General features: G+C 67.4%; 27 protein-coding genes. 20 read left to right on the top strand and 7 right to left on the bottom strand.

What is annotated here, in order from left to right; all coding sequences use genetic code 11:
* Nucleotides 1-124 precede the first annotated feature (124 nt).
* From B3Z70_RS10965 to B3Z70_RS10920, 10 genes are read left to right on the top strand one after another with little or no spacing between them, the layout of a single operon-like run.
* Entirely contained in the window at nucleotides 125-604 is a 480-nt protein-coding gene (locus B3Z70_RS10965; protein WP_292022791.1) for an Rrf2 family transcriptional regulator, read from the top strand.
* Nucleotides 601-1,740, top strand: a complete 1,140-nt coding sequence (locus B3Z70_RS10960; protein WP_292022792.1) for a cysteine desulfurase family protein — start codon at nucleotides 601-603, stop codon at nucleotides 1,738-1,740. Before B3Z70_RS10965 ends, B3Z70_RS10960 begins: the two co-directional genes overlap by 4 nt.
* Nucleotides 1,740-3,206 carry a Fe-S cluster assembly protein SufB gene (sufB, locus tag B3Z70_RS10955; protein ID WP_292022793.1) on the top strand — a complete coding sequence of 489 codons (1,467 nt, stop codon included), beginning with the start codon at nucleotides 1,740-1,742 and terminating at the stop codon, nucleotides 3,204-3,206. Before B3Z70_RS10960 ends, sufB begins: the two co-directional genes overlap by 1 nt.
* Nucleotides 3,203-3,436 (top strand): hypothetical protein, encoded by a 234-nt coding sequence (locus B3Z70_RS10950; RefSeq protein ID WP_292022794.1) that lies wholly within the window; start codon nucleotides 3,203-3,205, stop codon nucleotides 3,434-3,436. The genes sufB and B3Z70_RS10950 overlap by 4 nt, the downstream gene beginning before the upstream one ends.
* 5 nt (nucleotides 3,437-3,441) lie before the next feature.
* Nucleotides 3,442-4,191: a Fe-S cluster assembly ATPase SufC gene (sufC, locus tag B3Z70_RS10945; RefSeq protein ID WP_292022795.1), complete on the top strand. Its 750-nt coding sequence runs from the start codon at nucleotides 3,442-3,444 to the stop codon at nucleotides 4,189-4,191.
* The gene (gene sufD, locus B3Z70_RS10940) at nucleotides 4,188-5,210 is read left to right on the top strand and encodes a Fe-S cluster assembly protein SufD (RefSeq protein ID WP_292022796.1); all 1,023 of its coding nucleotides are present in this window, start codon (nucleotides 4,188-4,190) and stop codon (nucleotides 5,208-5,210) included. The genes sufC and sufD overlap by 4 nt, the downstream gene beginning before the upstream one ends.
* Complete coding sequence (locus tag B3Z70_RS10935) at nucleotides 5,189-6,427, top strand: aminotransferase class V-fold PLP-dependent enzyme (RefSeq protein WP_292045520.1); 1,239 nt, start codon at nucleotides 5,189-5,191, stop codon at nucleotides 6,425-6,427. Before sufD ends, B3Z70_RS10935 begins: the two co-directional genes overlap by 22 nt.
* Nucleotides 6,428-6,431: 4 nt before the next feature.
* Nucleotides 6,432-6,821 carry an SUF system Fe-S cluster assembly protein gene (locus B3Z70_RS10930; RefSeq protein WP_292022798.1) on the top strand — a complete coding sequence of 130 codons (390 nt, stop codon included), beginning with the start codon at nucleotides 6,432-6,434 and terminating at the stop codon, nucleotides 6,819-6,821.
* On the top strand, nucleotides 6,821-7,210 hold the full coding sequence (locus tag B3Z70_RS10925) for a HesB/IscA family protein (protein WP_292022799.1): 390 nt from the start codon (nucleotides 6,821-6,823) through the stop codon (nucleotides 7,208-7,210). Before B3Z70_RS10930 ends, B3Z70_RS10925 begins: the two co-directional genes overlap by 1 nt.
* Before the next feature lies 1 nt (nucleotide 7,211).
* Nucleotides 7,212-7,571: a TfoX/Sxy family protein gene (locus tag B3Z70_RS10920; protein ID WP_292022800.1), complete on the top strand. Its 360-nt coding sequence runs from the start codon at nucleotides 7,212-7,214 to the stop codon at nucleotides 7,569-7,571.
* Here the strand turns inward: B3Z70_RS10920 and B3Z70_RS10915 are convergent.
* The 5 genes from B3Z70_RS10915 to B3Z70_RS10895 form a co-directional block, all read right to left on the bottom strand.
* On the bottom strand, nucleotides 7,564-8,316 hold the full coding sequence (locus B3Z70_RS10915; protein ID WP_292022802.1) for a lysophospholipid acyltransferase family protein: 753 nt from the start codon (nucleotides 8,314-8,316) through the stop codon (nucleotides 7,564-7,566). The genes B3Z70_RS10920 and B3Z70_RS10915 overlap by 8 nt on opposite strands.
* Nucleotides 8,317-8,358: 42 nt before the next feature.
* Nucleotides 8,359-9,420: a GGDEF domain-containing protein gene (locus tag B3Z70_RS10910; RefSeq protein ID WP_292022804.1), complete on the bottom strand. Its 1,062-nt coding sequence runs from the start codon at nucleotides 9,418-9,420 to the stop codon at nucleotides 8,359-8,361.
* A 113-nt stretch (nucleotides 9,421-9,533) separates the two neighbouring features.
* Nucleotides 9,534-11,105, bottom strand: a complete 1,572-nt coding sequence (locus tag B3Z70_RS10905; protein WP_292045519.1) for a DEAD/DEAH box helicase — start codon at nucleotides 11,103-11,105, stop codon at nucleotides 9,534-9,536.
* A 196-nt stretch (nucleotides 11,106-11,301) separates the two neighbouring features.
* On the bottom strand, nucleotides 11,302-11,484 hold the full coding sequence (locus B3Z70_RS10900) for a DUF3606 domain-containing protein (RefSeq protein WP_292045518.1): 183 nt from the start codon (nucleotides 11,482-11,484) through the stop codon (nucleotides 11,302-11,304).
* A 111-nt stretch (nucleotides 11,485-11,595) separates the two neighbouring features.
* Entirely contained in the window at nucleotides 11,596-12,150 is a 555-nt protein-coding gene (locus B3Z70_RS10895; RefSeq protein ID WP_292045516.1) for a hypothetical protein, read from the bottom strand.
* Nucleotides 12,151-12,337: 187 nt separating this feature from the next.
* On the opposite strand from B3Z70_RS10895, the gene B3Z70_RS10890 reads away from it, so the two are divergent.
* A complete protein-coding gene (locus tag B3Z70_RS10890) occupies nucleotides 12,338-13,201 on the top strand; it encodes a 50S ribosomal protein L11 methyltransferase (RefSeq protein ID WP_292045515.1) in 864 nt (287 codons plus the stop codon).
* 9 nt (nucleotides 13,202-13,210) lie between these two features.
* Entirely contained in the window at nucleotides 13,211-15,016 is a 1,806-nt protein-coding gene (locus tag B3Z70_RS10885) for an aminopeptidase P family protein (protein ID WP_292020288.1), read from the top strand.
* Here the strand turns inward: B3Z70_RS10885 and B3Z70_RS10880 are convergent.
* Nucleotides 15,013-16,767, bottom strand: coding sequence for a patatin-like phospholipase family protein (locus tag B3Z70_RS10880; RefSeq protein WP_292045513.1), 1,755 nt, complete (start codon nucleotides 16,765-16,767; stop codon nucleotides 15,013-15,015). The two genes, B3Z70_RS10885 and B3Z70_RS10880, sit on opposite strands and share 4 nt — an antisense overlap.
* 283 nt (nucleotides 16,768-17,050) lie before the next feature.
* Here B3Z70_RS10880 and serS point away from each other — a divergent pair, with 283 nt between their 5' ends.
* The 8 genes from serS to B3Z70_RS10840 all read left to right on the top strand — a co-directional run bounded on the left by serS (nucleotide 17,051) and on the right by B3Z70_RS10840 (nucleotide 24,956).
* Complete coding sequence (serS, locus tag B3Z70_RS10875) at nucleotides 17,051-18,601, top strand: serine--tRNA ligase (protein WP_292020283.1); 1,551 nt, start codon at nucleotides 17,051-17,053, stop codon at nucleotides 18,599-18,601.
* Between the two features lie 138 nt (nucleotides 18,602-18,739).
* Nucleotides 18,740-19,534 (top strand): 5'/3'-nucleotidase SurE, encoded by a 795-nt coding sequence (gene surE, locus B3Z70_RS10870; protein ID WP_292020281.1) that lies wholly within the window; start codon nucleotides 18,740-18,742, stop codon nucleotides 19,532-19,534.
* Nucleotides 19,531-20,175, top strand: coding sequence for a protein-L-isoaspartate(D-aspartate) O-methyltransferase (locus tag B3Z70_RS10865; RefSeq protein ID WP_292020279.1), 645 nt, complete (start codon nucleotides 19,531-19,533; stop codon nucleotides 20,173-20,175). Before surE ends, B3Z70_RS10865 begins: the two co-directional genes overlap by 4 nt.
* Nucleotides 20,176-20,353: 178 nt before the next feature.
* Entirely contained in the window at nucleotides 20,354-21,463 is a 1,110-nt protein-coding gene (locus B3Z70_RS10860) for a peptidoglycan DD-metalloendopeptidase family protein (protein WP_292045511.1), read from the top strand.
* A 192-nt stretch (nucleotides 21,464-21,655) separates the two neighbouring features.
* Entirely contained in the window at nucleotides 21,656-21,973 is a 318-nt protein-coding gene (gene yajC, locus B3Z70_RS10855; RefSeq protein WP_248116815.1) for a preprotein translocase subunit YajC, read from the top strand.
* Nucleotides 21,974-22,007: 34 nt separating this feature from the next.
* Nucleotides 22,008-23,600 (top strand): protein translocase subunit SecD, encoded by a 1,593-nt coding sequence (secD, locus tag B3Z70_RS10850; RefSeq protein ID WP_292024221.1) that lies wholly within the window; start codon nucleotides 22,008-22,010, stop codon nucleotides 23,598-23,600.
* On the top strand, nucleotides 23,600-24,592 hold the full coding sequence (gene secF / locus B3Z70_RS10845; RefSeq protein WP_292024220.1) for a protein translocase subunit SecF: 993 nt from the start codon (nucleotides 23,600-23,602) through the stop codon (nucleotides 24,590-24,592). The genes secD and secF overlap by 1 nt, the downstream gene beginning before the upstream one ends.
* A gap of 88 nt (nucleotides 24,593-24,680) precedes the next feature.
* Entirely contained in the window at nucleotides 24,681-24,956 is a 276-nt protein-coding gene (locus B3Z70_RS10840) for a hypothetical protein (protein ID WP_292024219.1), read from the top strand.
* Between the two features lie 51 nt (nucleotides 24,957-25,007).
* On the opposite strand, the gene B3Z70_RS10835 is transcribed toward B3Z70_RS10840, so the two are convergent.
* Nucleotides 25,008-26,213, bottom strand: a complete 1,206-nt coding sequence (locus B3Z70_RS10835; protein WP_292024218.1) for a pyridoxal phosphate-dependent aminotransferase — start codon at nucleotides 26,211-26,213, stop codon at nucleotides 25,008-25,010.
* Nucleotides 26,214-26,280: the final 67 nt, after the last annotated feature.

The raw sequence follows: 26,280 nt of genomic DNA, 5'->3' as shown, positions 1-26,280 counted from the left end.
GAGTGCGTAATACTTGACCGCGGAGGTGGGACTTTATAAGTCCCTCCGCAAGCGCGCCGCCTTTGCGAAGGCGCGGGTTCTAGCACAGGAGCCCCGAAAAGCGCGCAATTTTTGAAGGTGCGAAATGCGTCTGTCGACCAAGGGACGATACGCCGTGATGGCGATGGCCGATCTGGCCAAGAACGGACGCGGCGAGGGCGGCGAAATCCGGGCCGTGTCGCTGGCCGAAATCGCCGCGCGCCAAGAGATTTCGCTGAGCTATCTGGAACAGTTGTTCGCCCGACTGAGGAAGAGCGAACTGGTCAAAAGCGTGCGCGGACCGGGCGGCGGATACCGTCTGGCCAAGGCGGCGCACGAGACGGTGGTGGCGGAAATCGTTCTGGCGGTGGATGAGCCGATCCGGGCGACGCGCTGCGTGGCCCATGGCTCGCCAAAGGGCTGTATGCTGGCCGGCGAACGCTGCATCACGCATAATCTGTGGGAAGACCTGGGCGACGAGATCCATCGCTATCTGGCAGGCGTGTCGCTGGAGGATGTGGTGATGAACCGCACCAGCCAGCGTCGTCGCAATGTCGCGGCGTCCGCCGTGGGGGTCGCGGCATGACCGGCGTCTATCTGGATTACAACGCCTCGGGCCTGGTGCGGCCGGAAGTGCTGGAGATCATGGCTAAGGCCCTGGCCGACAACGGCAACCCCTCGGCGGTCCATGCGGCGGGCAGGCGTGCAAGGGCGCGGGTCGAAACCGCGCGGGCGCAGGTCGGAGAACTGGTCGGGGCGGACCCGACGGCGGTGGTGTTCAACAGCGGCGGCACCGAGGCCAACGCCCAAGGCATCGCCAGTGCGCTGGCGGCGGGCTGCGAGCGGTTGATCGTGTCGGCGACCGAGCATCCGTGCGTGGCCGAGGCTGCCGCGAATGCGGGGGCGCCAGTCGAGATGCTGCCGGTCGATGCGAACGGCGTGGTCGATCTGGAGTGGTTGGCGCAGGCGCTGAACCGTCCGGGCCGGGCCGTGGTGGCCATCCATCATGCGAACAATGAAAGCGGCGTGATCCAGCCGATCGCCGAGGCGGCCGTGCTGGTGCGGGCGGCGGGCGGCTGGCTGCACGTCGATGCGATCCAGTCGGCGGGCAAGATCGCCGTGGATATCCGGGCATGGGACGCGGACACATTGACCCTGTCGGCGCACAAACTGGGCGGGCCGCAGGGCGTGGGCGCGCTGATCCTGAAGGAAGGCGTGTCGGGCGTCCGCATTCTGCACGGCGCCGGACAGGAGCGCGGCCTGCGCGCCGGAACCGAGAATGTGCCGGGCATCGCCGGGTTCGGCGTCGCCGCCGACTGCGCCGCGCGTGATCTGGAGGCGATGCAATCGCACGCCGCTTGGCGCGATGCGGCCGAGGCCAAGGTCAGGGCGGCGGGCGCCGTCATCATCGGCGGCGCGGCTCCGCGCCTGCCCAACACCCTGTTCATGGCGGTCGAGGGCTGGGACAGTCCGCAGCAGTTGATCACGCTGGACCTGACCGGCGTCATGGTGTCGGCCGGCTCGGCCTGTTCGTCGGGCAAGGTCAAGCCGTCAAAGACCATCAGCGCCATGGGCCTGAACACCCTGGCGACCGGGGGCGTGCGCGTCTCCGGCGGCTGGGGCACGAGTGAAAATGACTGGGCAAGGTTCGCCGACGCCTGGGTCGCCGCCTACACCAAGCATAAGACACGCGCCGCCGAGCGTGTGAGAGAGGTCGCCTGATGGCCGCCGTCAAGGAAACCATCGACGCCGTCGCCGCGCTGGAAAAGTATGCGCACGGCTTCACCTCGGACATCGAGCAGGAGTTCGCGCCGCGTGGCCTGAACGCCGACATCGTGCGCTTCATCTCCGAGAAGAAGGGCGAGCCGGAGTGGATGCTGGAATGGCGTCTGGCCGCCTATGAGCGCTGGCTGGCGATGGAGGAACCGACCTGGGCAGCCGTGAAATACGAGCCGGTCGATTATCAGGACCTGTTCTACTATGCCGCGCCCAAGCAGAAGGAAGGCCCGAAGTCTCTGGACGAGGTCGATCCCGAGATACTGGAAGTCTACAAGAAGCTGGGCATTCCGCTGAAGGAGCAGGAAGTGCTGGCGGGCGTGCAGGGCGCGCCCAAGGTCGCCGTGGACGCCGTGTTCGATAGCGTGTCGGTGGTTACCACCTTCAAGGAGGAACTGGCCAAGGTGGGCGTGATTTTCATGCCGATTTCCGAGGCCTTGCGCGAATATCCTGATCTGGTGCGGCAATATCTGGGGTCGGTGGTGCCGGTCTCGGACAACTATTTCGCGGCCCTGAACAGTGCGGTCTTTTCGGATGGCTCGTTCGTCTACATCCCGCCGGGCGTCAAATGCCCGATGGAGCTGTCGACCTATTTCCGCATCAACGCCAGCCAGACGGGCCAGTTCGAACGGACCCTGATCATCGCCGACAAGGGCAGCTATGTGAGCTACCTGGAAGGCTGCACCGCGCCGATGCGCGACGAGAACCAGCTGCACGCGGCGGTGGTCGAGATCGTGGCGCTGGACGACGCCGAGGTGAAATATTCGACGGTCCAGAACTGGTATCCGGGCGACGCCGAGGGCAAGGGCGGCATCTACAACTTCGTGACCAAGCGCGCCGACTGCCGGGGCGATCGGTCGAAGGTGTCGTGGACGCAGGTCGAGACCGGCTCGGCGGTCACCTGGAAATACCCGTCCTGCATCCTGAAGGGCGAGGAGTCGTCGGGCGAGTTCTATTCCATCGCCATCACCAATGGGCATCAGCAGGCCGACACCGGCACCAAGATGATCCACCTGGGCAAGAATTCGAAATCGCGGATCATCGCCAAGGCGGTGTCGGCAGGGAAATCGGATTCGACCTATCGCGGTCTGGTCTCGGTGCACCCCAAGGCGACGGGGGTGCGTAACTTCACCCAGTGCGACAGCCTGCTGATCGGCAAGGACTGCGGCTCACACACCATCCCCTATATCGAGGCCCGCAACGGCTCGGCCCAGCTGGAGCACGAGGCGACGACGACGCGCCTGTCCGACGACCAGCTGTTCTACGCCCAGCAACGCGGTCTGTCGCAAGAGGAGGCGGTGGCCTTGCTGGTCAACGGCTTCGTCCGCGACGTGATGCAGAAGCTGCCGATGGAGTTCGCCGTCGAGGCGCAGAAGCTGGTGGCGATCAGCCTTGAGGGGAGTGTGGGGTGACCAGCTTCCACCAGCGCTTTTTCAATCGTCGGGTAACCGGCTTTTACTCCAAGGGACCGAAGGCGCGTCGTTTTGGTCTTATCGGCCTCGGCGCTTTCCTTACTCTTGGCGCAACCGGCTTCGCCTTGCTTTTCAATGGGCAGAAGACCTTCGGCCAGATCATCCTCGGCGCACTGGCCATTTTGATCATCGCTTACAACGGCTTTGTGTCCACTCGTTCGGACCTGTGAGAACCATGCTTTCCATCAACAACCTCCACGTCTCCGTCGGCGACAAGCCGATTCTCAAGGGACTGACGCTCGACGTTCCCGCCGGCGAGGTGCACGCCATCATGGGGCCGAACGGCGCGGGGAAGTCGACGCTGGGCTATGCCCTGTCGGGTCGGCCCGGCTATGAGGCGACCGAAGGGTCGGTCGAATGGGCGGGCGAGGACCTGCTGGAGCTGGACCCGGCCGAGCGGGCGGCCAAGGGGGTGTTCCTGTCCTTCCAGTATCCGATCGAAATCCCTGGCGTGCCGGCTCTGACCTTTGTGCGGACGGCGCTGAATGCCCAGCGACGGGCGCGGGGCGAGGAGGAGGTGGCGGCGCCGGCCTTTCTGAAGCTGGTGCGCGAAGCGTCCAAGGCGTTGAAGATGGACTTCGACATGCTGAAGCGGCCGCTGAACGTCGGCTTCTCCGGCGGCGAGAAAAAGCGGATGGAAATCCTGCAGATGGCCCTGCTGGAGCCGTCGCTGCTGATCCTGGACGAGACGGATTCCGGCCTGGACATCGACGCCCTGCGCATCGTGTCGGAAGGGGTGAACGCGCTGCGTCGTCCCGACCGCGCCATGCTGGTCATCACCCACTACCAGCGCCTGCTGGACTACATCAAACCCGACCGGGTCCATGTGCTGGCCGGCGGCCGCATCGTGGCCTCGGGCGGGCCGGAACTGGCGCTGCAACTGGAGGCGGAAGGGTACGACAAATATCTTCCCGAGGCTGCATGAGCGCCGCCTTCAACATCGACTTGGCCGATGCCGACACCTTTCCGTCGCGGCGGGCAGAAGCGTGGAAGTACAGCGATCTGAAGCGCTATCTTCGTGAGGCGCCGGAGCCGTCGGCTGCGGCTGAAATCGCGTCTACGGGCGCATTCGACGGCCTCGGCGGCGAGGCCATTGTTTTCGCCAATGGGCGCGCGGTGGGCGTGACCGACTTCATCGCCTCGGGCGAGCGAACGCTGCGGCTGCGCTATGTGTCTGACGCCGTTGGGACTGGCCACACCGCCAGCGCGCGGGTGTCAGCACGGGCCGGGGCGCGGCTACTGCTGCTGGAGAGCCATGAAGGCGCCGGCTCGGCCTATGTGGCCCACAATACGCTGGAGCTGGACGTGGCCGCCGGCGCTGAAGTCACGCGCGTCGTCCTTGTAGAGGAGCCGGAGGACGCCATCTCCATCGCCGAGGCCCATGTGAAGGTCGAGGCGGGCGGCGTCTATCGCCAGACTGTCATCACGACCGGCGCCAAGCTGCAGCGGATCGAGACCCGCATCACCCACTATGCCCAGGGCGCGAAGGTCCAGGCCGACGGCCTGTATCTGCTGAACGGATCGCGTCATGCGGATTTGACCAGCGTGGTGCGCCACGTCGAGCATGACGGCGCGACCAGCCAGTTGATCAAGGGCGTGGCCCGCGATACCGCGCGCGGCGTCTTCCAGGGCAAGATCGTGGTCGAGCGCGGGGCGGACGGCACCGATGCGCGGATGGGCCATCACGCCCTGATCGCCAGCGAGCGGGCCGAGATCGACGCCAAGCCGGAACTGATCATCTATGCCGACGACGTGCAGTGCGCGCACGGCAATACGTTGGGGACGCTGGACGAAAGCGCCCTGTTCTACATGCAGCAGCGCGGCATTCCGGCCGACGAGGCCCGCGCCCTGCTGACCCAAGCCTTCCTCATCGAGGTCATCGACCGGATCGAGCACGACGGCGCGAGAGAGGTGGCGCGGGAATGGCTGACGGCGCGACTGTGAACACCTTCGATCCCTACGCCGTTCGGGCGCAGTTCCCGATCCTGTCGCGACAGGTGAACGGCAAGCCGCTGATCTATCTGGACAATGCGGCCTCGGCCCAGAAGCCGCGCGCGGTGATCGACGCTCTGGTGGCGACGATGGAGGGCGGCTACGCGAACGTCCACCGCGGCCTGCACACCCTGTCGAACGAGGCGACCGAGGCGTTCGAAAAGGCGCGCGAAATCGTCGCTCGCTTCCTGAATGCGGAAACCTCGGAACAGGTCGTTTGGACCAAGGGCGGGACTGAGGCGATAAATCTGGTGGCACATGGGCTGGGCCTGTCGATCCAGCCGGGCGACGAGATCATCGTCACCGAAATGGAGCACCACTCCAACATCGTGCCGTGGCATTTCCTGCGCGAGCAGCACGGGGCGGTGTTGAAATGGGCGCCGATCACGGATGACGGCGCGTTGGACATGGCGGCCTACGCCGATCTGCTGGGGCCCAGGACGCGCATGGTCGCGGTCACCCACATGTCGAACGTGCTGGGGACGATCAATCCGGTCGCCGAGATCACGCGACTGGCCCATGGGGTTAGCGCGCAGGTGCTGATCGACGGCTGTCAGAGCGCGGTCCATGCGACGCCCGATGTTCAGGCCATCGGCTGCGACTTCTATGTGATCACAGGTCACAAGCTGTTCGGCCCCACCGGCATCGGCGCCCTGTATGGCAAGGCCGAGGCGCTGGAGGCCCTGCCGCCCTATCAGGGGGGCGGGGAGATGATCGAACGGGTCGAGCAGGACCGGATCACATATGCCAAGCCGCCGCATCGGTTCGAGGCCGGCACGCCGCCGATCCTGGAAGCCATCGGTCTGGGCGCGGCGCTGGACTGGTTGGCGCAGTATGATCGCGCGGCGGTGCAGGCGCACGAGCATGCCCTGTATCGGCGGGCCGTGGATCGGCTGCAGGGTCAGAACTGGCTGCGGATTCTGGGCCAGACGGAACGCAAGGGCGCGATCCTGACCTTCGCCGTCGAGGGGGCGCACGCCCATGACGTGGCTCAGATCATGGACCGATACGGCGTCGCCGTGCGGGCCGGAACCCACTGCGCCGAGCCGCTGGCGAAAAGATTGGGCGTGGCGTCGAGCACCCGCGCCTCCTTCGCCCTATATAACACCATGGAGGATGCCGACGCCTTCGTGGATGCGCTGATCAAGGCGCGGAACTTCTTCGTGTAAGCCGATGACAGACAACACCATTCAGGACAGCGACACCTTCAAGGACGCCTGGGACGAACCCCAGAAGAGCGCCCTGTCGCAGGCCGAGCTCGACATTCTGACCGATCAGCTGATCGAGGCGCTGAAGTCGGTCTATGACCCGGAAATTCCGGTCGATATCTATGAGTTGGGTCTGATCTATCGCGTGGACGTCAATGACGACCGCGACGTGGTGGTGGATATGACGCTGACGGCGCCGGGCTGTCCGGTGGCGGGCGAGATGCCGGGCTGGGTCGAAACGGCGGTGGAGAAGGTCGAGGGCGTGCGCAGCGCCAAGGCCAATCTGGTGTTCGACCCGCCGTGGGACGCCTCCAAGATGAGCGACGAGGCCAAGCTGGCCCTGAACATGTTCTGATGACCCAGCTTCAAGCCACATCCCGCCCGCGTCGTCCGCGGCCCAAGGCCGTCACTCTGACCGAGGCCGCCGCCGAGCGCGTGCGCGAAATCCTGGACAACGCCGAGAACGCCCACATCGGCCTGCGGATCGGCATAAAGAACGGCGGCTGCGCGGGGCAGGAATACACCTTCGCCTATGCCGATGCGGTCGAGCCGCTGGACGAGGTGGTCGAGGACAAGGGCGTGACCGTACTGATCGAGCCCAAGGCCGTGCTGTTCCTGATCGGCACCGAGATCGACTACGAGACGACGCGGCTTTCGTCCAAATTCGTGTTCAACAATCCGAACCAGACCGACGCCTGCGGCTGTGGAGAGAGCGTGACCATCGTTCCGGCCGCCAGCGCCTGACGTGGCCTACGATGCCGACTTCGGCGAATGGGTGCGCGAGCATTTCGCGGGCCTGGGGCGGCTGGAGATCAAGCGGATGTTCGGCGGGGCGGGGGTATACGCCTCGGGCGTGATCTTCGCCCTGCTGGACGACGGCGTGGTGTGGCTGAAGGGCGATGACGGTCTGGGCGAGGCGTTCGTGGCGGCCGGGTCGCGACCGTTCACCTTTCCGACCAAGGATGGGCGGACGATGAGCATGAGCTATTGGACCCTGCCGGAGACCGCGCTGGACGATCCCGAGGAAGCGGTCGCCTGGGCGCGGCGCTCGCTGGAGGTGGCGGTGAAGAAGGCCTCGGGGAAGAAGCCGAGACCCGTTACTTAGTCGGCGTGTCGATCAGCATGGCAGGCGACACGGGCTGACCCGCAGCCTCGGCGACCAGTTCGGCGGTGCGGGCCTCGATCACGGCTTCCAGGCGGGCCAGGAATTCGTCCTTGGGCAGGCCGGTCGGGATCGGTTCCAGGAAGTCGAGCGTGGCCGTGCCGGCGTGTTTCTCGTACTTCTCCTCGGGCCAGAACAGGCCGAGATTGGTGGCCAGGGGCACCACCGGCATGTCGAAGTCGCGATACATGTGCCAGACGCCGGAACGGTATTTGAACTTCTTGCCGACCGGGGCCAGGTGACCCTCGGGGTAGATCAGGATCCTGCGGTTTTCGGCGCGGGCTTCGGCGGCCCGCATGGCCAGGGCCTTGCGGGCCTCATGGCCGCCGCAGGAGTTGACGACGATGGCGCCCAGCTTCTTCAGCACCCCGCCCAGCAGGGGGAATTTCTCCAGATGGTCGCCGGTGACGAAGGCCAGGTCGTCGAACTGGTCATAGGTCGCGAAGCCGTCGCCCCAGCTCTGGTGCTTGGAGGCGATGATGAAGGCCCCGGCGGGCAGTCGCTCCCTGCCCAGCACGCGCAGGCGGATGCCGGCGAAAATCGCCATGGCCTGGACCATGCGCATCACATAGCGGCGGATGACCCAGCTGGCAGGCCCGCGACCGGGCGCCAGCGCCGCGAAGGCGGCGGTCAGGCCATAGCCGATCGACAGGATCCAGTAGGCGATGTTGAAGGCGAAACTGCGCATCGGGCGACTATGGCAGAAAGCTTGGCCTTGTCAGGCCCTTTGTCAGGCGACTTGTCGCGGCGCCGGGTCCGCCGCAGGGGCGGCGGTGATGCAGTTGCGGCCCTTGCGCTTGGAATCGTAGAGGGCGGCGTCGGCGCGCTCCAGCAGGCTGGCGGCCGTCTCGCCCTTGCGGCGCTGAGCGAAACCGGCCGAGACGGTGACGGAGCCCAGGTCGTCGTTGGTCGAGCGGCGGCGCAGGGCGCGCGAGGCCACGTCGCTGCGGATGCTTTCAAGGGCGGCCATCACCACGCCGGCGCTTTCGCCTGGGAAGATGATCGCGAACTCCTCGCCGCCGAACCGGGCGGCGAATCGGTGCTTGCCGCAGATGTTGGACAGGACGGTGGAGACGTAGCGCAGAACCTGATCCCCGGTCTGATGGCCCCAGGTGTCGTTGAACCGCTTGAAATGGTCGATGTCGAGGATGGCCAGGGCCAGCGGCGAGGCGTCGTCGGGCGCGCAGGCGGCCTCCAGCCGCTCGTCGAACGCCTTGCGGTTGGCCAGGTTGGTCAGGGCGTCGGTCATGGCGTCGCGACGAACCTGCTCCAGGTTTTCGCGCAGGCGGATGACTTCCTTGTTCGACTTCTCCAGCCGCTTTTCCAGGATGGCCGTCTCGCGGCGCACCCGCTTGGTCGCGGTGGAGAGGCCGCCGACCAGCGACTTCAGCGCCGACGCATCCTCGGCGTTCTCCATGGTGTGCGAGGCGTCGGCCAGGGTCTCGCCGTAGTCGGCCTGGGTCTTGTGGGCCATGGCGATGGCGTTGGCGACGCTGGCCAGTTCGCGGTCCAGCACGGCGCCGACGTCGCGGATCTGGTCGGGCAGGCGGCCGCGCGGTAGGAACTCGGCGGCCAGCATCTCGGCGGTCTTGTCGGAGATGGCGACCGATTGTTCGAGAAGCAAGCGAATCTCGCGCGCCAGGGCGCCGTCGGGATCGCTGACGTAATGAAGCCAAAGCTCGAAGTTCAGCGGCGTCGGCCAGACGCCCGCCTTTTCCATCTCGGCGATGACATTGCGCGCCAGGGCGTAGGCTTGAGGACCCCTTAGCGCCGTCTCGACCTGTTTGGACATTCTTCTTTCCCCCTGTCCCCTTCTGAGGACGTCTTCGGGGCGGACACTAAGGGCTGTTCCGTAATGCAGGGTAAACGGCGCGGACTTTCTGCGCGCCGTCTCTCATCGTTCGGTCAGGCGCGAACAACCACAGGGCGACGCAGGAAGGCCGGGATGTCGTCGCCAAAACCGCGCACGCCCTGACGCTGGCTGTCTTCGCGGGCGGCTTTGCGGTCGCCGCGACGGTCGGATTGAAGCAGTTGGGGTTCGCGGTCGGCGCGTGCGGCGCGCGGCGTCTCGACCGGATCGGCGGCCTCGACGGCGAGGGCAGGGGCGGCGGCGATCGGCGTCGGGGCGGGGGCTTCGACCTCGGTCCTGACGTCCGGGCGGGCCTTGCGACGGCTGCGGCTGCGCGGAGCCTCGGCGTCCTGGGTATCGGCTGCGACGGCGACTTCGGCCTGTTCGGCAGGGGCGCCGCTGCTGCTGCGTGAGCGCCCGCGACCGCGTTCGCCGGATCGTTCGCGTCCGCCACGCTTGTCATCACGGCGCGGACCATCCTTGATGGCGTCGAAGTCGATGTCGCCCAGAACCAGTTCCTCGGGGTCCTTCTTGATCAGCTTCAGCACCTTATCCAGCGACTTGTCGTCGGACGGGGTCACGATCATGAAGGCCTGGCCCAGGCGGCCTGCGCGGCCGGTGCGGCCGATGCGGTGAACATAGTCGTCGGCGTGGTGCGAGACGTCGTAGTTGAAGACGTGGCTGACGTCGGGGATGTCCAGGCCGCGCGCGGCGACGTCGGAGGCGACCAGGATCTTCAGATTGCCGGCGCGGAAATCGGCCAGGGTCTTCATCCGGTGCGACTGGTCCAGGTCGCCGTGGATGGGGGCGGCGTCGAAGCCATGCTTCTGCAGCGACTTGGCGACGATATCGACTTCGGACTTGCGATTGCAGAAGACGATGCCGTTCTTGACGTCGGCGCGTTCGACCAGGGCGCGCAGGGCGGTGCGCTTGGCCTTGGGGTCGCTGGTCGGGATGCGGACCAGATACTGGGTGATGGTGTCGGCGGTCATCGCCGGGCGCGAGGCCTCGATCCGGGTCGGATCCTTGAGGAAGGCGGTCGTCAGGCGCGTGATCTCGGGCGGCATGGTGGCCGAGAAGAACAGGGTCTGGCGACGCGGCGGCGTCAGTTTGAAGATGCGTTCGATGTCGGGGATGAAGCCCATATCCAGCATCCGGTCGGCTTCGTCGACGACCATGATCTCGACGCCCGTCAGCAGCATCTTGCCGCGCTCGAACAGGTCCAGAAGACGGCCGGGCGTGGCGATCAGGACGTCGACGCCCTTGTTCAGCGCCGCGACCTGGTCGCCCATGGAGACGCCGCCGATCAGCAGCACCCAGCTCAGCTTGGTGCCCTTGGCGTATTTGGCGAAGCTTTCGGCGACCTGATCCGCCAGTTCGCGGGTCGGCGCCAGGACGATGGCGCGTGGCATCCGGGCGCGGGCGCGGCCCGTCGCCAGCCGCTCGACCAGGGGCAGGGTGAAGGCGGCGGTCTTGCCGGTGCCGGTCTGGGCGATGCCCAGAACGTCGCGTCCGGCCAGGGCGACCGGAATGGCCTGCTCCTGAATGGGGGTGGCGGTGGTGTAGCCCGTCTCGGCGACGGCCTTCAGGGTCGTGGGCGAAAGGCCCAGTTGGGAAAATTCGGTCATGAATCCTAGGGAAGAAAAGCGTCTGCGTGCATAGCAGCGACGGAACCGCCCCTCTTTGGGCGAGCGGGCGGCGCGTATCGCAGACCTGTCCCGAGGCTGGGGGGCATATAGAAGCCCCTGCGTAGAAGTCAAGTATTCATGGTTCTGGCGCGCTGTTCAGCGTGACGAAGCGCGCGCTGGTTCCGGCCGCCGTGGATCAGCGCTTCTTGCCCAGTTCGACGGCGATGTCCTTGGTCATGCGGCCGACCTTGCGGTGGGCGGCGGTGATCTGATCGCGCGTCACGCCCCAGCGTTTCATCCAGTATTCGACCGCCTGACGTTCGGACAGGTCCAGCCGGTCCTTGTCGATGAAGCCGCGCTTGTCCTTCAGTCCCGCCACGGGCGATCTCCATCTCAGTCCGGGTGCGGCGCATGAGCGCCTGGGGTGGCCTTGACGCAAATCGCCGGACGGAGGCTCCGTCCGGCGATCCGGTTCGCGGGGTGTCCGAGATCAGCGCTTGCCGAAGATCATGTCGCCCAGCTTGGCGAAGAAGCCCTTGCTCTCTTCCGCCTTGGGGGCTTCCGCCTTGGGTGTGGGGGCAGGGGCGGGCTTCGCCGCCTCTACGGGTTTGGCGGCTTCGGTCGGCTTGGGCGTCTCGACAGGCTTCGGCGCAGGCGCAGGAGCCGGAGCCGGAGCCGGAGCAGGCGCGGGCGTCGGGGCGGCGGCGACCGGAGCCTTGGGTTCGGCCTTGGGCGCGGCGGTCTTGGATGCGGCGGGCTTTGCAGTCGCCTTGGGCGCGGCCTTGGCGGCCGGCTTAGCTGCAGCCGACTTCGCCGCCGGCGCCTTGGTTGCGGGTTTAGGCGCTGCGGTGTTGGCAGGCGCAGTTTTTTGGGCGGACGCAGCCTTCGGTGCGGCCGCCTTGGACGCGGCGGGCTTGGCGGCGGCCTTCGGCGCAGCCGCCTTGGGGGCTGCAGTCTTTGGCGCGGCGGCCTTGGCGGTCGCGGTCTTGGCGGCGGCGGGCTTGGGCGCAGCCTTGGCCGGCTCGGCAGGCTTCACGGCTTTCAAAGCGGCGGCCTTGGTTGCGGCTTTCTTGGCCGCCGGTTTGGCGGTCGCCGACTTTTCGGCGGCAGGTTTAGACGCGGATGGTGCTTTGGCCATGTATTTCCCCGACCCCTCGGTTTAGACGAACGCGACAAACGGGCCAGCACAGCGCCGGGCCGCAATGATTCGCCATGATACCGGTGTTTGAGAAATGTCCGAGTCCGCTCTTCAGATAATCGCCCGCGGCCCCCGCGCCGCCGCCGAGGCCGCCGCCGCCGCCATCGACCTCGATCCCCGACTGGAGGGCGCGACCTATTCCATTCTGGAGGAGGACGAGGATCGCGAGATCTGGCGCATCGACGCCTTCCCCACGACCGACGACGAGGTCGAGGGGCTGAAGGCGGTCCTGGCCGACCATGCGGTGACGGTGGAGGTCGAGAAGCTGGCGGACGCCGACTGGCTGGCCATGTCGCTGTCGGGCCTGCCGCCGGTCGAGGCCGGGCGGTTCTTCGTCTATGGCGCGCACGATCAGGGCAAGGTGCCGCAAGGGCGGGTGACGCTGAAGATCGACGCCGGCGCCGCCTTCGGCACGGGCCACCACGGCACGACGGTCGGCTGTCTGGAGGCGTTCGACAAACTGCTGGAAACCGAGACGTTCGAGAAGGTTCTGGACGTCGGCTGCGGCACGGGCGTCCTGGCCATCGCGGCGGCGAAGACCGGATCGCCGATCGCCGTCGGCACCGACATCGACGAGCCCTCGGCCCGGATCGCCAATGAGAACGCCGAGATCAACGACGCCAAGTGCGACTTTTATTTCGCCGACGGCCTGAGCGATCCGCGCATCGCCCGGCACGCGCCCTATGATCTGGTGTTCGCCAACATCCTGGCCGCGCCGCTGGTGCATCTGGCGCCCGAAATCGGCGCCGCGCTGAAGTCGGGCGGGGTCGCCATCCTGTCGGGCTTGCTACGCACGCAGGAGGAGCGGGTGCTGGAGGCCTATCTGCCGTTGGGCTTCAAGGTCGAGCAGACCATCCACCACGACGCCTGGAGCGCCCTGCAACTGCGAAAGGCCTGAGGAAAGACGATGCGCCAGACCTTTGACGAAACCACCGATCCGTCCTTTGGGGCCAAGCACCTGCCGCTGCTTCGCGCCGAGATGGCGAAACAGGGTCTGGACGGCTTTCTGATCCCGCACGAGGACGAGCACCAGAACGAGTATCTGCCGGACGCCAACGAGCGGCTGGCCTGGGCGACGGGCTTCACCGGCTCGGCCGGGGCGGCGGTGGTGTTTCAGGATCGGGCCAGCATGTTCACCGACGGCCGCTATACGGTGCAGGTGAAGGCCCAGACCGATCCGGCCCTGTTCGAACGACGCGATTTGACCGAGGTCGCCGCCTATCTGGAGACGGCGGCCAGGGGGGCGGTGATCGGCTATGATCCGCGTCTGCACAGCCCCGACGCCCTGGTCGCCTTCAAGGCGGCGGCGAAGAAGGCGGGGGCCGAGTTGCGGGCGGTGAGCGCCAATCCGCTGGACCTGGCCTGGGGGGCGGATCGCCCGGCCCAGCCGACCGCGCCGGTCGTTCCGCACGCGGATGTCTATTCGGGCGAAAGCCATGCGTCCAAGCGGGCGCGGATCGGCAAGGCCGTGGCCGATGCCGGCGCCGACGCCGTGGTCCTGACCGCGCCCATGTCCATCGCCTGGCTGTTCAATGTGCGGGGCGGGGACGTGATCCGCTCGCCCCTGCCCATCGGCCAGGCCGTGGTCGAGGCGGATGGTCGGGCCAGGCTGTTCCTGGACCCGGCCAAGGTGACCAACGCTCTGCCGTCCTGGCTGGGCGACGCGGTTCAGCTTGAGGCGCCGGAGCGCTTGGGCGAGGCCCTGGACGGTCTGGCCGGGCGCAAGGTGATGATCGACCCGTCCCTGTCCTCGGCCTGGTATTTCGACCGGCTGGAAGCGGCGGGGGCGACGGTGGTGCGGGCGATGGACCCGTGCGCCGTGCCGCGCGCCGCCAAGAACGCGGTCGAGATCGAGGGCAGCCGTCAGGCCCATATCCGCGACGGGGCGGCGCTGAGCCGGTTCCTGCATTGGGTGGATACGGTCGCGCAGGAGACCCTGCCGGACGAGCGCGAGGTGGTCGAGACGCTGGAGCGGTTCCGCGAAGAGACGGGCGCGCTGAAGGACCTCAGCTTCGACACCATCGCCGGGGCCGGGCCGAACGGGGCGCTGCCGCATTACAAGCCGGTCGGCGTCACGATCCGCAAGGTGGAGAAGGGCTCGCTGCTGCTGGTGGACGGCGGCGGCCAGTATCTGGACGGCACGACCGACGTGACCCGCACCATGGCCATCGGCGAGCCGACCGAGGACCAGAAGCGCAAGTTCACCCTGGTTCTGAAGTCCCATATCGCCATGGCCACTATCCGCTTTCCCGCCGGGACCAGCGGCATGGCGCTGGACGCCATCGCGCGGGCCCCGATGTGGGCGGCGGGCCTGGATTACGACCATGGGACGGGTCACGGCGTCGGCAGCTATCTGGGCGTCCACGAGGGGCCGCAGCGGATCGCCAAATGGGGCACCAGCCAGCCGCTGCTGGAAGGGATGATCCTGTCCAACGAGCCGGGCTATTACCGCGAAGGCCACTGGGGCATCCGCATCGAGACCCTGCAGGTGGTGACGCCGGCCGTGGTTCCCGAGGGCGGCGAGCGGCCGATGCACGGGTTCGAACAGCTGACGTTCGCCCCCATCGACCGCAGACTGATCGCGGTCGAGATGCTGACCCCGGACGAACGGGCCTATGTCGACGCCTATCACGCCGAGACCCTGGCCAAGGTCGGGCCGCTGGTGGACGGCGCGGCGGGCGAGTGGCTGAAGGCGGCCTGCGCGCCGCTTTAGACCTCCGTTTCGTCTGGCCGGGAAGCGTCCTTGGGACAATGCCTGATCTGCGCGACGGGGCAGGGCAGGGCGTCGAGCGCCGAGGTCATGGCCGCATAGCCGGTGGCGACCGGAGCGTCGTAGGTCTTCCAGTCGCGGATGTCGCTGCCGGCGACCTGGGGCAGAACCAGGACGTCGGCGTCGGCCCGCGCCTGCTCCATTTCGGTGTCGGTGGTTATGGTCGCCGAACGCATCAGGATGGAGACGATGGGCGGCCCGCTCTTCCAGGCGCCCGACAGGATCCATTTCCACCAGGACGGCGGATTCTCCAGCGCCTGGGGATCGACGCCCCGCGTCTGGGACATGTCCACGCCGACGATGGGGCCGCTGTTCAACTGGCGCATGACGCTGGTGGGAAAGTTCTTCAGCACGGCGCCGTCCACCAGCACCTGACCGTCGATGACGACGGGCGGCAGGACGCCGGGAATGGCGATGGAGGCGCGCATGGCCCGGCGCATCAGGCCGGTGCGATGCACCTCGATCCGCCCCGAGGTCAGGTTGGAGGACACCGCGAAGAAGGGCAGGGCCAGGTCCGCCAGGTCGATCTCGCCATAGGCGCGTTGCAGCAGGCCCGCGACCTTGCGGGCGCGGGACATGGCGATGATCGGCACGGCGAGGTCCGACAGGGGGTCGGATTCGACGAAGGCGCGGCGGATTTCGAAATCCAGCCGCTCATGATCCCACCCCAGGGCAGGGCCGGCCGCGACCACGGCGCCCATGGAGGCGCCGCCGGCGAAGTCGATGGGGACCCTGGCGTCCTGCAAGGCCTTGACCGCGCCGATGTGGCAATAGGCGCGCGCGCCGCCGCCCGACAGCACCAGACCGACCGCCGTGCCGGTGACGACGCGAGCGATCCGCTCGGCGTCGGTCGCCAGCCCCTCGACACAGTGGAACCAACGGTCGGGCTGAAGCGCGTCCAGCCAGACCCGCGTGTTGGCCGGATGATGCATCCGGGGATCGCGCAGCAGGATCAGATCGGTCAGCCGGCGCCCGTCGCCGAAGCCGTGGCGGCGCGGCACGGACGACGGCGGGGCCAGAAGCCCGCTGCCGACGATGAACATCCGGTCCACCTGACGCGCGCACAGATTGGCCCAGGCGGGCTGATCCTGCTCGGCGACATAGAGGACGTAATCGTGGTCGCCCTCGACCCGGCTGAACCATTCGGACGCCGAGGCCAGGGCCGACTGGTCGATGACCTGGCAGGTGAAGCCCATGGCCTGGATGGCCGCGCCGATCCGCTCCACGAAGGCGCGGATGGGGCGGGGGCGGGCCGAGACGAAGCCGAAGACGCTGGGTTCCGACGCGCCGGCGGTGCGTTCGCGGGCTCGGTGGATCATCAGGCACGACAGCTCGACCATCAGGTCGGGCTCGGTGCGGGCGGCCTCGAAGAAGGCTTCGCGCGGCAGGGCCAGGATTTCGCTGTCGCGCAGGGCGACGACGGTGGCGGTGTGGGGCGTGCCGGCCAGCATGGCCATTTCGCCCACTGGCTCGCCCGCCTTGACCACGCCCAGCAGCTGGGCGGGCTGATCCGGCTCCAGCTTGAAGACGCCCAGGCGGCCCGAGCGCAGCAGATAAAGGGTGTCGGCCGGATCGCCTTCGGCGAACAGCGGCTCTCCGCCGGTCAGGGCGAACCAGCTGGCGCGGTCGATCATGCGACCTTCGAAAATGCGCGCGAGCGACGCCGCCAGCGTATCGGGACGAACCGTGGCCATGTCAGGGGTTGTAGGCGAGATTCCGGGGCGGGTGGAATGGGGGGAGGGGCATAGTCTCCTCCCTGCGGAGCGGGGAGGTGGCGCGGCGCGTCTTCGCGCCGTGACGGAGGGGCTCTTCACCGCATCACCAGCGCCTGTGGGACTTCAAGAGCCCCTCCACCGCTTCGCGGTCCCCCTCCCCGCAGAGCGGGGAGGAGACGGTCGAGCGAGCTTCTCGCGTTGCTCGTGACGGCGCGGGCGGGTAGAGCGTTCGGCTTCTCCCGCCTGACCGAAGTTTCAGACCATGCACGACATCAGAGCCATTCGCGAGAACCCCCAGGTTTACGTGGCGGGCTGGTCGTCGCGCGGGGTGGACGAGGCCGACGGGCTGACAGCCGACATCCTGCGGCTGGACGGCGAACTACGTCACGCCCAGACGACGGGGCAGGACGCCCTGGCCAAGCGCAATGCGGCCTCCAAGCTGATCGGCGCCGCCATGGGGCGCAAGGACATGGCCGAGGCCGACCGGCTGAAGGCCGAGGTCGAGGCGCTGAAGGGCGACATCGCGGCGGCGGCCGAGGTCGAGGCGCGCGTCGGCAAGGAACTGCGCGACCTGCTGGCGGCGCAAAAGAACCTGGCGGCAGAGGATGTGCCGGACGGCGAGGACGAGGCGAGCAATGTCGAGGTCTCGACCTGGGGCGAGCCGCGTCGGACGGGGCCGGCCAAGGATCACGCCGACCTGGGCGAGGCCCTGGGGGTGCTGGACTTCGAGGCGGCGGCGAAGATGTCGGGCGCGCGGTTCGCGGTGCTGAAGGGACAGTTGGCGCGGCTGGAACGGGCCGTGGGGCAGTTCATGCTGGACCTGCAGACGGATCAGCACGGGTATCTGGAGGTGAACCCGCCGTATCTGGTGCGTGACGAGGCGATGTTCGGGACCGGGCAGTTGCCAAAGTTCGAAGAGGATTTGTTCGAAATCCACGGAGAGAACCGAAAGAAGACGGCAGATCTCCAAGAAATGCGCGCGAAAGCAGCCCAATCTCCTTATTTTCAAAGGCTGCTCGACGTTGCGCATCTCGTCAACAATGCCACGGCCGGCCTGGATCCTTCGAAAGGCGCGGAGTTCCAAAGCGCCATCGAAGAACTGATCACCATATCGAAAGATGAGCGCACCGATAAACAGCGATGGGCTGAACTCATCTTTGCTAAATACCCGCAAGAGGCTGTGGAGCACTGGCATAGATATTTTCTTATCCCCACCGCCGAAGTCTCCCTGACCAATCTCGTGCGCGAGACCATCCTGCCCGAGGACGAACTGGCGACGCCGATGCGGATGACGGCTTTGACGCCGTGCTTCCGGGCCGAGGCGGGGTCGGCGGGGCGCGATACGCGCGGGCTGATCCGCCAGCACCAGTTCAGCAAGGTCGAGATGGTGTCGATCACGCGGCCGGAAGACTCAGACGCCGAGCATGAGCGCATGACGCAGTGCGCCGAGGCGGTGCTGAAGGCGCTGGAGCTGCCGTTCCGGCGGATGCTGCTGTGCAAGGGCGACATGGGCTTTTCGGCGCAGAAGACCTTCGACCTGGAGGTCTGGCTGCCCAGCCAGGGGACCTATCGCGAGATCAGCAGTTGCTCGAACTGTGGGGACTTCCAGGCGCGGCGCATGGATGCGCGGTTCAAGCGCGCCGGCGAGAAGAAGACCGAGTTCGTCCATACGCTGAACGGCTCTGGCCTGGCGGTCGGCCGGACGCTGGTGGCGATCATGGAGAACTATCAGCAGGACGACGGGCGGATCGCCGTGCCGACGGTGCTGCAGCCCTATATGGGCGGTCTTCAGTTCGTTGGCGGCGGTCAATGATCTTTCCGCTCATCCCGGCGAAAGCCGGGACCCAGTGCTTTGGGCGAGGGGCGGACGATGTTCGCGCGCCTTCGATCCAACGCACTGCCGAGCGACAGAACGGGGTCCCGGCTTTCGCCGGGATGAGCGGAGTTTAGAGTGCGAATTCTTCTGACCAACGACGACGGGATCGAGGCCGAGGGTCTGGCCTGTCTGGAGCGGATCGCGCGGACGATCAGCGACGATGTGTGGGTGTGCGCGCCCGCCGTCGAACAGTCGGGCAAGGGGCGGGGGATCACCCTGACTGAGCCGCTGCGCGTGCTGAACCTGGGCGAAAAGCGGTTCGCGGTGACGGGAACCCCGACCGACTGCGTCGTGCTGGCCGTCAACGACCTGATGCCGGAGAAGCCGGACCTGGTGCTTTCGGGCGTCAATCGCGGGCACAATATCGGCGAGGACGTCAGCTATTCCGGCACGGTGGCCGGCGCCTTGCAGGGCATGGCCTTCGGCATTCGCTCCATCGCCCTGAGCCAGAGCCTGGAGCGGTTCCACGACGAGGTTGTGGCGCATTGGGAGACGGCGGAAGCCTTTGCGCCCGCCATCATCGGCCGGTTGCTGGCGCAGAAATGGGCGCCGGGCGTGGTGATGAACCTGAACTTCCCCAACCGCCGCCCCGAAGAGGTGGATCAGATCGAGGTGACGACGCAAGGGTTCCGCGACGTGGGCGAGATGCACGCCGTGCGCCGCACCGATCTGCGCGGACGCGACTATTACTGGATGAGCTTCCGCGGCGAAAAGCGCGAACACGCCGAGGGCACGGACCTGCGCGCCATCGACGAGGGGCGGATCTCGGTCACGCCGCTGCATATCGACCTGACCCATATGTCCAGCGTCTACGACCTGAAGAAGGTGCTGGGCGGGGCGCCGCCCAAGACGGCGCCCGCCGCCGCATGAACCTGCACGACGACCGCGCCGGCCGCCTGATCCTGTCGCTGCGTCAGCAGGGGGTCACGGACCCGCGCGTGCTGAAGGCGATGGAGAGCATCGACCGGGCGGTCTTCGTGCACGAGAAGTTCCTGGACCAGGCTTGGGAAGACCAGGCCCTGCCCATCGACTGCGCCCAGACGATCAGCCAGCCCTATATCGTCGGCCTGATGACCCAGGCGCTGGAGGTCCAGGCCCGGCACCGGGTGCTGGAGATCGGCACCGGCAGCGGATACCAGTGCGCGGTCCTCAGCCGCCTGGCGCGCTATGTCTATTCTGTCGAGCGTTACCGCAGCCTCCTGGTCGAGGCGGAAGGCCGCCTGCGCACGCTGGAGATCGAGAACGTCATCACCAAACATGGCGACGGCGGCCTGGGCTGGGCCGAACAGGCGCCGTTCGACCGGATCATGGTCACGGCCGCCTCGCCGACCGAGCCGACCGAACTGCTGAAACAGCTGAAGCCGAACGGCGTGCTGGTCGCGCCGGTGGGCCGGACCTCGGTGCAGATGCTGCATCGCTATGTGGGCCAGGGCGACGGCTCCTTCCGCCGCGAAAGCCTGACGGAGGTGCGGTTCGTGCCGCTGGTCGAAGGGACGGCGAAGGAGGGGTAGCGGATCGTGAGTGGTGAGGCGTGAAGCGTGATCAGAGGAAGCGAAAATCCCAGTCACGACTCACGGCTCACCGCTCACGACCGGCCTCCGCCCCAATTCCGCGACGATTGCGGGGTTGGCTTATGGGGCGCGAGCGGGCACACCGGGCGGGCGAGTTTAACCATGCGAGGAGCGGCCGGTGGCGGTGATTTCGGGCTGGATGAGAGCGGCGTTGATCGCGGGAGCTTCGCTGAGCGCGGCGGCCTGCATGACCTATCCGTCCGAACCGAGGTACTCCACCCATGCGGCGCCCGCCCCGGCGCCGGATCGCGGGGCCTATCCGCCCGCAGGCGGCCAGCAGTCGGCCTATCCCGGCGGGCCGCAGGGCCAGCCCGCGCGCCCAGCACCCTATGAATCGCCGCCGCCGGCGACGGCGCCCATCGGTCAGGTGGAGGGCGGGGCCCTGCCGCCGCCGGTCACGGTGACGCCCGGCCAGCCGACCTCTGCACCGCCCGCCTATGAGCCGTCGTACCCGGCGCCGTCCACCGCGCCGTCGGGGCCGGTTCGGCCCGGCGCGGCCTATGTGATTCAGCCGGGCGACACCATCTCGGGCGTCGGGCGCCGGTTCCAGACGCCGGTGCAGACCCTGATCGACCTGAACGGCCTGGGGCCGCGCGGCGCCATCACCTCGGGCCAGCGAATCATCCTGCCGCAAGCGGCGGTGGATACGGGAAGCGACCCCTATGCGACCGGCGCCTCGCCCGTCGGGGTTCTGGTGCCCAACAACGGCGTGATCCCGCCGCCGCCGCCGCCGCCCTCGGGCAATGCGGCCCTGCCGGTGCAGACGCGGCCGGTGACGCAGCCGTTTTCGCCCGGCGCCGCCCAGGCGCCGGCCGCGCCGGGCGCGGCCGCTGCGGGACAGCCGAATCTGCTGTGGCCCGTGCGGGGCGACATCGTTCGCCGCTTCGGCCCCGTCGGCATGGGCGAGCGCAATAACGGCATCAACATCGGCGCCTCGGCCGGCGCGGCGGTCAGCGCCTCGGCGCCGGGCCGCGTGGCCTATGTCGGCAGCGATCTGGTCGGCCAGGGTCTGACGGTCCTGATCGTCCACGCCAATGGCTGGCGCACCGTCTATGGCCATCTGGGCTCGGCGACGGTGAAGGACGGCGACGACGTGCGGGCTGGCCAGCAGGTCGGCACCGTGGGCCTTACGGCCGGCGACGGACGCCCCTCCATCCACTTCGAGACGCGCCAGATGCGCGGCGACGACCCCGTCGCGGTCGATCCCCTGACCGTATTGCCGCGCTGACGCTTTTAGCCGCGTTGCAATCCGCAAGGCGCGGCTAGCGCCAGGACGCCTTGCGTCCTGGCGTGACATATTTGCTTAGGCGCGATCTATTCCGAAAACCGGCTTTCACTTTTCGGGATCGCGCACTACGTTCCGCGCCTCGTTTTAATGGGGGGCCGACGAGGGCCGCCCTTTTCGTATTCGGAGACTACCATGGGCGGAGCGGCTGACGGCGGCTTGATGGCGCAACTGATCGGCTTTGCGCCCATCATCGGCATCTTCATCCTGTTCTACTTCCTGCTGATCCGTCCGCAGCAGAAGCGCGCCAAGGAACACGCCGCCGCCATCGGCGCGGTCAAGCGCGGTGACACGGTCGTTCTGGGCAGCGGCATGATCGGCAAGGTGACCCGCGTCGAGGACGCCGAGGTCAACGTCGAGATCGCGCCCAGCGTCAATGTGCGGGTGGTCAAGTCCATGATCGCCGAGGTGCGCAACCGCACCGCCATAGCCGCCAACGATTCCAAGGCCTGATACGCGCTCGTATCGCTGAGACCCGGACCGCCTCATGATTCAGCTGTCGCGCTGGAAAGTCATCCTCGTCGTCGCCTCGGCGATCATCGGCTGCCTGCTGGCCTATCCCAACCTGTTGGGCCCGGCCCAGCGCGAGGCGCTGCCCGGCTGGCTGCCGAAGAACGCGCTGAACCTGGGGCTGGACCTTCAGGGCGGGTCGTACCTGCTGCTGGAAGTCGACGTGCCGAAGATGCGCGAAAAGCGCGTCACCAACCTGATCGAAGACGTGCGCGTCACGCTGAGCGGCGCGGGCATCGCCACCAACGGCTTCCAGCGTGAAGCGGGCGGCGTGGTCGCCACCCTGGCCAATCCGGCCCAGACCGACGCGGCGTTCAAGGCGCTGCAGCAACTGGGCGGACAGACCGGACCGGGCGGTCAGGTCGAGCGCGCCGCGACCCGCCTGGGCGACGGCCGCATCCGCTTCGCCTATACCGACGCCGCGCTGAACGGCATGGGCGCGACGGCGGTGGATCAGTCCATCGAGGTGGTGCGCCGCCGGATCGACAGCCTGGGCACGCGCGAACCCTCCATCACCCGCCAGGGCGCCGACCGGATCGTGGTCCAGGCGCCGGGCGAGAGCGATCCGTCCAAGCTGGAGGAGGTCATCGGCCAGACGGCGCAACTGACCTTCCAGATGGTGGACGTCGAAAACTCGGTCAACGACGCCATCGCCGGCCGCGTGCCGCCGGATTCCGAACTGCTGCAAGGCGAGGACGGCACACCCTATCTGGTCAAGAAGCGCGTGCTGGTGTCGGGCGAGAACCTGACCCGCGCGGGCGTCGGTTCGGACCAGAGCGGCCGTCCGGCCATCGACTTCCGCTTCGACGGCGCCGGCGCGCGCCGGTTCGGCGAGGCCACGGCCGCGAACCTGCAGAAGCCCTTCGCCATCATCTTGGACGGCAAGGTCATTTCGGCCCCGACGATCCAGAGTGCAATCACCTCGGGCTCGGGCCAGATCACCGGCAACTTCTCGATTCAGGAAGCCTCGACCCTGGTCAACCTGCTGAACGGGGGCGCCCTGCCGGCGCCGCTGAACGTGGAGGAGCGCCGCACCGTGACGGCCGAACTGGGCGCGGACGCGGTCGCCGCCGGCGCCCTGTCCACGGCGGTCGGTTTCGCCATCATCGTGTTGTTCATGATCCTGGCCTACGGCCTGTTGTTCGGCGGCGTGTCGGTGGTCGGTCTGGTGCTGAACGGCGTGCTGATCGTGGCGGCCATGTCGCTGACGCAGGCGACGCTGACGCTGCCGGGCATCGCGGGTCTGATCCTTACCTTCGCCGTGGCCGTGGACGCCAACGTCCTGATCTATGAGCGGATGCGCGACGAGGCCCGGGCGGGCCGCAGCGTGATCGCCTCGATGGACGCCGGCTTCAACAAGGCCATGGGCACCATCGTCGACGCCAACCTGACCACCCTGGTCGCCGCCGGCATCATGTTCGTGTTCGGGGAGGGGCCTGTGCGCGGCTTCGCCTGGACCCTGACCATCGGCGTGTTCACCTCGGTCTTCTCCTCGGTCCTGGTCGCCCAGGTCCTGCTCGGCTACTGGCTCAAGAAGGCCAAGCCCAAAAAACTGCCGATCGCGGAGTGATGGCGATGCGTGGATGGCCCCTTATCAAACTGCTGCCGCAGAAGACAAACTTCCATTTCGTCAAATATTCGCGCGCGGCGGGCATCGTCTCGGTGATCCTGTGCGTGGCCTCGATCGTGGCCTGTTTCGTGCCCGGCCTGAACATGGGCATCGACTTCCGGGGCGGCGCCTCGATGGAGGTGTCCAAGCCCGCCGGCCAGCAAATCCAGCTGGACCGCGTGCGCGAGGCCGTGAACGGCCTGAACCTGGGCGACGTCCAGGTGCAGGGCATCGCGCGACGCGACACCAACGCCGATGACGGATCGACCGCCATCCTGCGCTTCCAGGTGCCGGAAGGCCGCGACCAGACCCAGGTGGTCCAGCAGGTCGAAGGCGCCATCAGCAATGCGGTGGGCCAGGTCAATTATTCGGGCGTGAGCGTCGTCGGCTCCAAGGTGTCGGGCGAGCTGTTCACCTCGGGCCTGTTGGCGCTGGGCGTCGCGATCGGCCTGATGTTCCTCTACATCTGGTTCCGGTTCGAACCGCAGTTCGGCTTCGGCGCCGTGGTCGGCCTGCTGCACGACGTGATCCTGACGTTCGGCCTGATCGTGCTGTTCAAGCTGGAATTCAGCCTGAACATGGTGGCCGCCGTGCTGACCGTGATCGGCTATTCGATGAACGACACCGTCGTGGTGTTCGACCGCCTTCGCGAGAACCTGCGCAAATACAAGACCATGCCGCTGCGCGACGTGATCGACCTGTCGCTGAACGAGACCCTGTCGCGGACCATCATCACCGGCGTCACCGCCGTCATGGTGCTGGCGGCCCTGGCCATCTTTGGCGGCGAGGCGCTGTTCGGCTTCTCCATCGCCCTGATGTTCGGCATCGTGATCGGCACCTATTCGTCGATCTATGTCGGCGCGCCGATCATCCTGCTGTGGGGCGTGCGACGCGGGGGCGGCGCGTCCGACGACGCCAAGCCGATCAAGCTGGGCATGGCCAGCCGGCCCTAGGCCCGCGCGCGATCGCTGGAAAACCAAGCCGCCCCGGCATCGCTCGGGCGGCCTTTTCCTTGGCCGGCGTCCATTCAAGGCTAGGCTTATGAAAGCTCTCGCCTCCGCCATCGTCGCCTTCGCCCTGACCAGCGCCCTGTCCGCCTGCACCGACAGCCGGCGCGCGCGCAACGACGCCACCTGGGGCGACAAGCCGGCGGACATCACCTGCTGGACCTATGGGGTCGAGACCTTCAAGGGGCGGTCGACGGGCAAGGTCGAATACAACGACGGCGGCCGGATCGCCTTCGTCGACGCCGCCAACAACCGCTATACGACCGTCGATGGCGAATGCCGGGTCGTCTATGTGCAGCCGGTCAAATAGGCCGAGATCGGCGATAGCGGGCGGAGGCCGGAGCCTCCGCCCTGGATTTGATCAGCGCAGCGAGGCGGTGAAGCGCTGGATGCGAGCGCAGGCCTCTTCCAGCACCGCATCCGATGTGGCGTAGCTGATGCGGAAATAGGGACTGAGGCCGAAGGCCTCGCCCTGGACCACGGCCACGCCCTCGGCGTTCAGCAGTTCGGCGGCGAAGGTGCTGTCGCCGTCGATGACCGCGCCGCCCTCCGTCGTCTTGCCGATCAGGCCGGCGATGGAGGGATAGACGTAGAAGGCGCCCTCGGGCGTGGCGCAGGTGATGCCGGTCGCCTGGTTCAGCATCGACACGACCAGATCGCGACGCTGCTCGAAGGCGGCCTTGCGCTCGGGGATGAAGTCCTGCGGGCCGTTCAGGGCCTCGACGGCCGCCCACTGGCTGATGCTGGCGGGGTTGGAGGTCGTCTGGCTGGCCACCTTGCGCATCAGGTCGATCAGCGCCTTGGGGCCGCCGGCGTAGCCGATGCGCCAGCCGGTCATGGCATAGGCCTTGGACACGCCGTTGACCGTCAGTGTGCGATCGATCAAGTCCGGGGCGACCTGGGCGATGGTGGTGTATTCGAAGTCGCCATAGACGAGGTGCTCGTACATGTCGTCGGTCAGCACCCAGACGTGGGGGTGACGACGCAGCACCTCGGCCAAGGCTTCCAGCTCGGCGCGAGTGTAGGCGGCGCCGGTGGGGTTGGACGGGCTGTTCAGGATCAGCCAGCGCGTCCTGGGCGTGATCGCGGCCTCAAGCACGGCGGGCAGCAGCTTGAAGCCGTCCTTCTCCTCGCCGATCACGGTGACAGGCTCGCCGCCCGCCAGCAGAACCATGTCGGGATAGCTGACCCAATAGGGGGCGGGCACGATGACCTCGTCGCCGGGGTTCAGGGTGGCGACCAGGGCGTTGAAGATGACGGGCTTGCCGCCCGGCGCGACGTGGATGTTGGCGGCCGTGTAGTCGAGCCCGTTCTCGCGCTTGAACTTGGCGACGATGGCGGCCTTCAGTTCGGGCATGCCGTCGGCGTCGGTGTATTTGGTCTCGCCCCGATTGATGGCGACGATGGCGGCCTGTTTGATGTTGTCGGGCGTATCGAAGTCGGGCTCGCCGGCGCCCAGGCCGATCACGTCGCGGCCTTCGGCTTTAAGCTTCCGGGCCTGCGCGGTGACGGCGATGGTGGCCGAAGGCTTGACGCGGGCGAGGGCGGAAGATTGCAGGCTGGACATCGTAATCCCGTCGATTTGAAAGATTCATGCCGGGGAGGCGGGGTTGTTTACGCGCCGTCGCCGCGCG

Source organism: Brevundimonas sp. UBA6550 (genome assembly GCF_002434505.1).
Lineage (GTDB): Bacteria > Pseudomonadota > Alphaproteobacteria > Caulobacterales > Caulobacteraceae > Brevundimonas.
The sequence above is the reverse complement of the archived record's forward strand: the minus strand, read 5'-3'. Positions and strand labels throughout refer to the sequence as shown.

Coding starts and splice junctions, on each gene's coding strand:
- B3Z70_RS10965 (WP_292022791.1), top strand. CDS start 125: ATGCGTCTGTCGACCAAGGGACGATACGCCGTGATGGCGATGGCCGAT.
- B3Z70_RS10960 (WP_292022792.1), top strand. CDS start 601: ATGACCGGCGTCTATCTGGATTACAACGCCTCGGGCCTGGTGCGGCCG.
- sufB (WP_292022793.1), top strand. CDS start 1,740: ATGGCCGCCGTCAAGGAAACCATCGACGCCGTCGCCGCGCTGGAAAAG.
- sufC (WP_292022795.1), top strand. CDS start 3,442: ATGCTTTCCATCAACAACCTCCACGTCTCCGTCGGCGACAAGCCGATT.
- sufD (WP_292022796.1), top strand. CDS start 4,188: ATGAGCGCCGCCTTCAACATCGACTTGGCCGATGCCGACACCTTTCCG.
- B3Z70_RS10935 (WP_292045520.1), top strand. CDS start 5,189: ATGGCTGACGGCGCGACTGTGAACACCTTCGATCCCTACGCCGTTCGG.
- B3Z70_RS10930 (WP_292022798.1), top strand. CDS start 6,432: ATGACAGACAACACCATTCAGGACAGCGACACCTTCAAGGACGCCTGG.
- B3Z70_RS10925 (WP_292022799.1), top strand. CDS start 6,821: ATGACCCAGCTTCAAGCCACATCCCGCCCGCGTCGTCCGCGGCCCAAG.
- B3Z70_RS10915 (WP_292022802.1), bottom strand. CDS start 8,316: ATGCGCAGTTTCGCCTTCAACATCGCCTACTGGATCCTGTCGATCGGC.
- B3Z70_RS10910 (WP_292022804.1), bottom strand. CDS start 9,420: ATGTCCAAACAGGTCGAGACGGCGCTAAGGGGTCCTCAAGCCTACGCC.
- B3Z70_RS10905 (WP_292045519.1), bottom strand. CDS start 11,105: ATGACCGAATTTTCCCAACTGGGCCTTTCGCCCACGACCCTGAAGGCC.
- B3Z70_RS10890 (WP_292045515.1), top strand. CDS start 12,338: ATGTCCGAGTCCGCTCTTCAGATAATCGCCCGCGGCCCCCGCGCCGCC.
- B3Z70_RS10885 (WP_292020288.1), top strand. CDS start 13,211: ATGCGCCAGACCTTTGACGAAACCACCGATCCGTCCTTTGGGGCCAAG.
- B3Z70_RS10880 (WP_292045513.1), bottom strand. CDS start 16,767: ATGGCCACGGTTCGTCCCGATACGCTGGCGGCGTCGCTCGCGCGCATT.
- serS (WP_292020283.1), top strand. CDS start 17,051: ATGCACGACATCAGAGCCATTCGCGAGAACCCCCAGGTTTACGTGGCG.
- B3Z70_RS10865 (WP_292020279.1), top strand. CDS start 19,531: ATGAACCTGCACGACGACCGCGCCGGCCGCCTGATCCTGTCGCTGCGT.
- yajC (WP_248116815.1), top strand. CDS start 21,656: ATGGGCGGAGCGGCTGACGGCGGCTTGATGGCGCAACTGATCGGCTTT.
- secD (WP_292024221.1), top strand. CDS start 22,008: ATGATTCAGCTGTCGCGCTGGAAAGTCATCCTCGTCGTCGCCTCGGCG.
- secF (WP_292024220.1), top strand. CDS start 23,600: ATGGCGATGCGTGGATGGCCCCTTATCAAACTGCTGCCGCAGAAGACA.
- B3Z70_RS10840 (WP_292024219.1), top strand. CDS start 24,681: ATGAAAGCTCTCGCCTCCGCCATCGTCGCCTTCGCCCTGACCAGCGCC.
- B3Z70_RS10835 (WP_292024218.1), bottom strand. CDS start 26,213: ATGTCCAGCCTGCAATCTTCCGCCCTCGCCCGCGTCAAGCCTTCGGCC.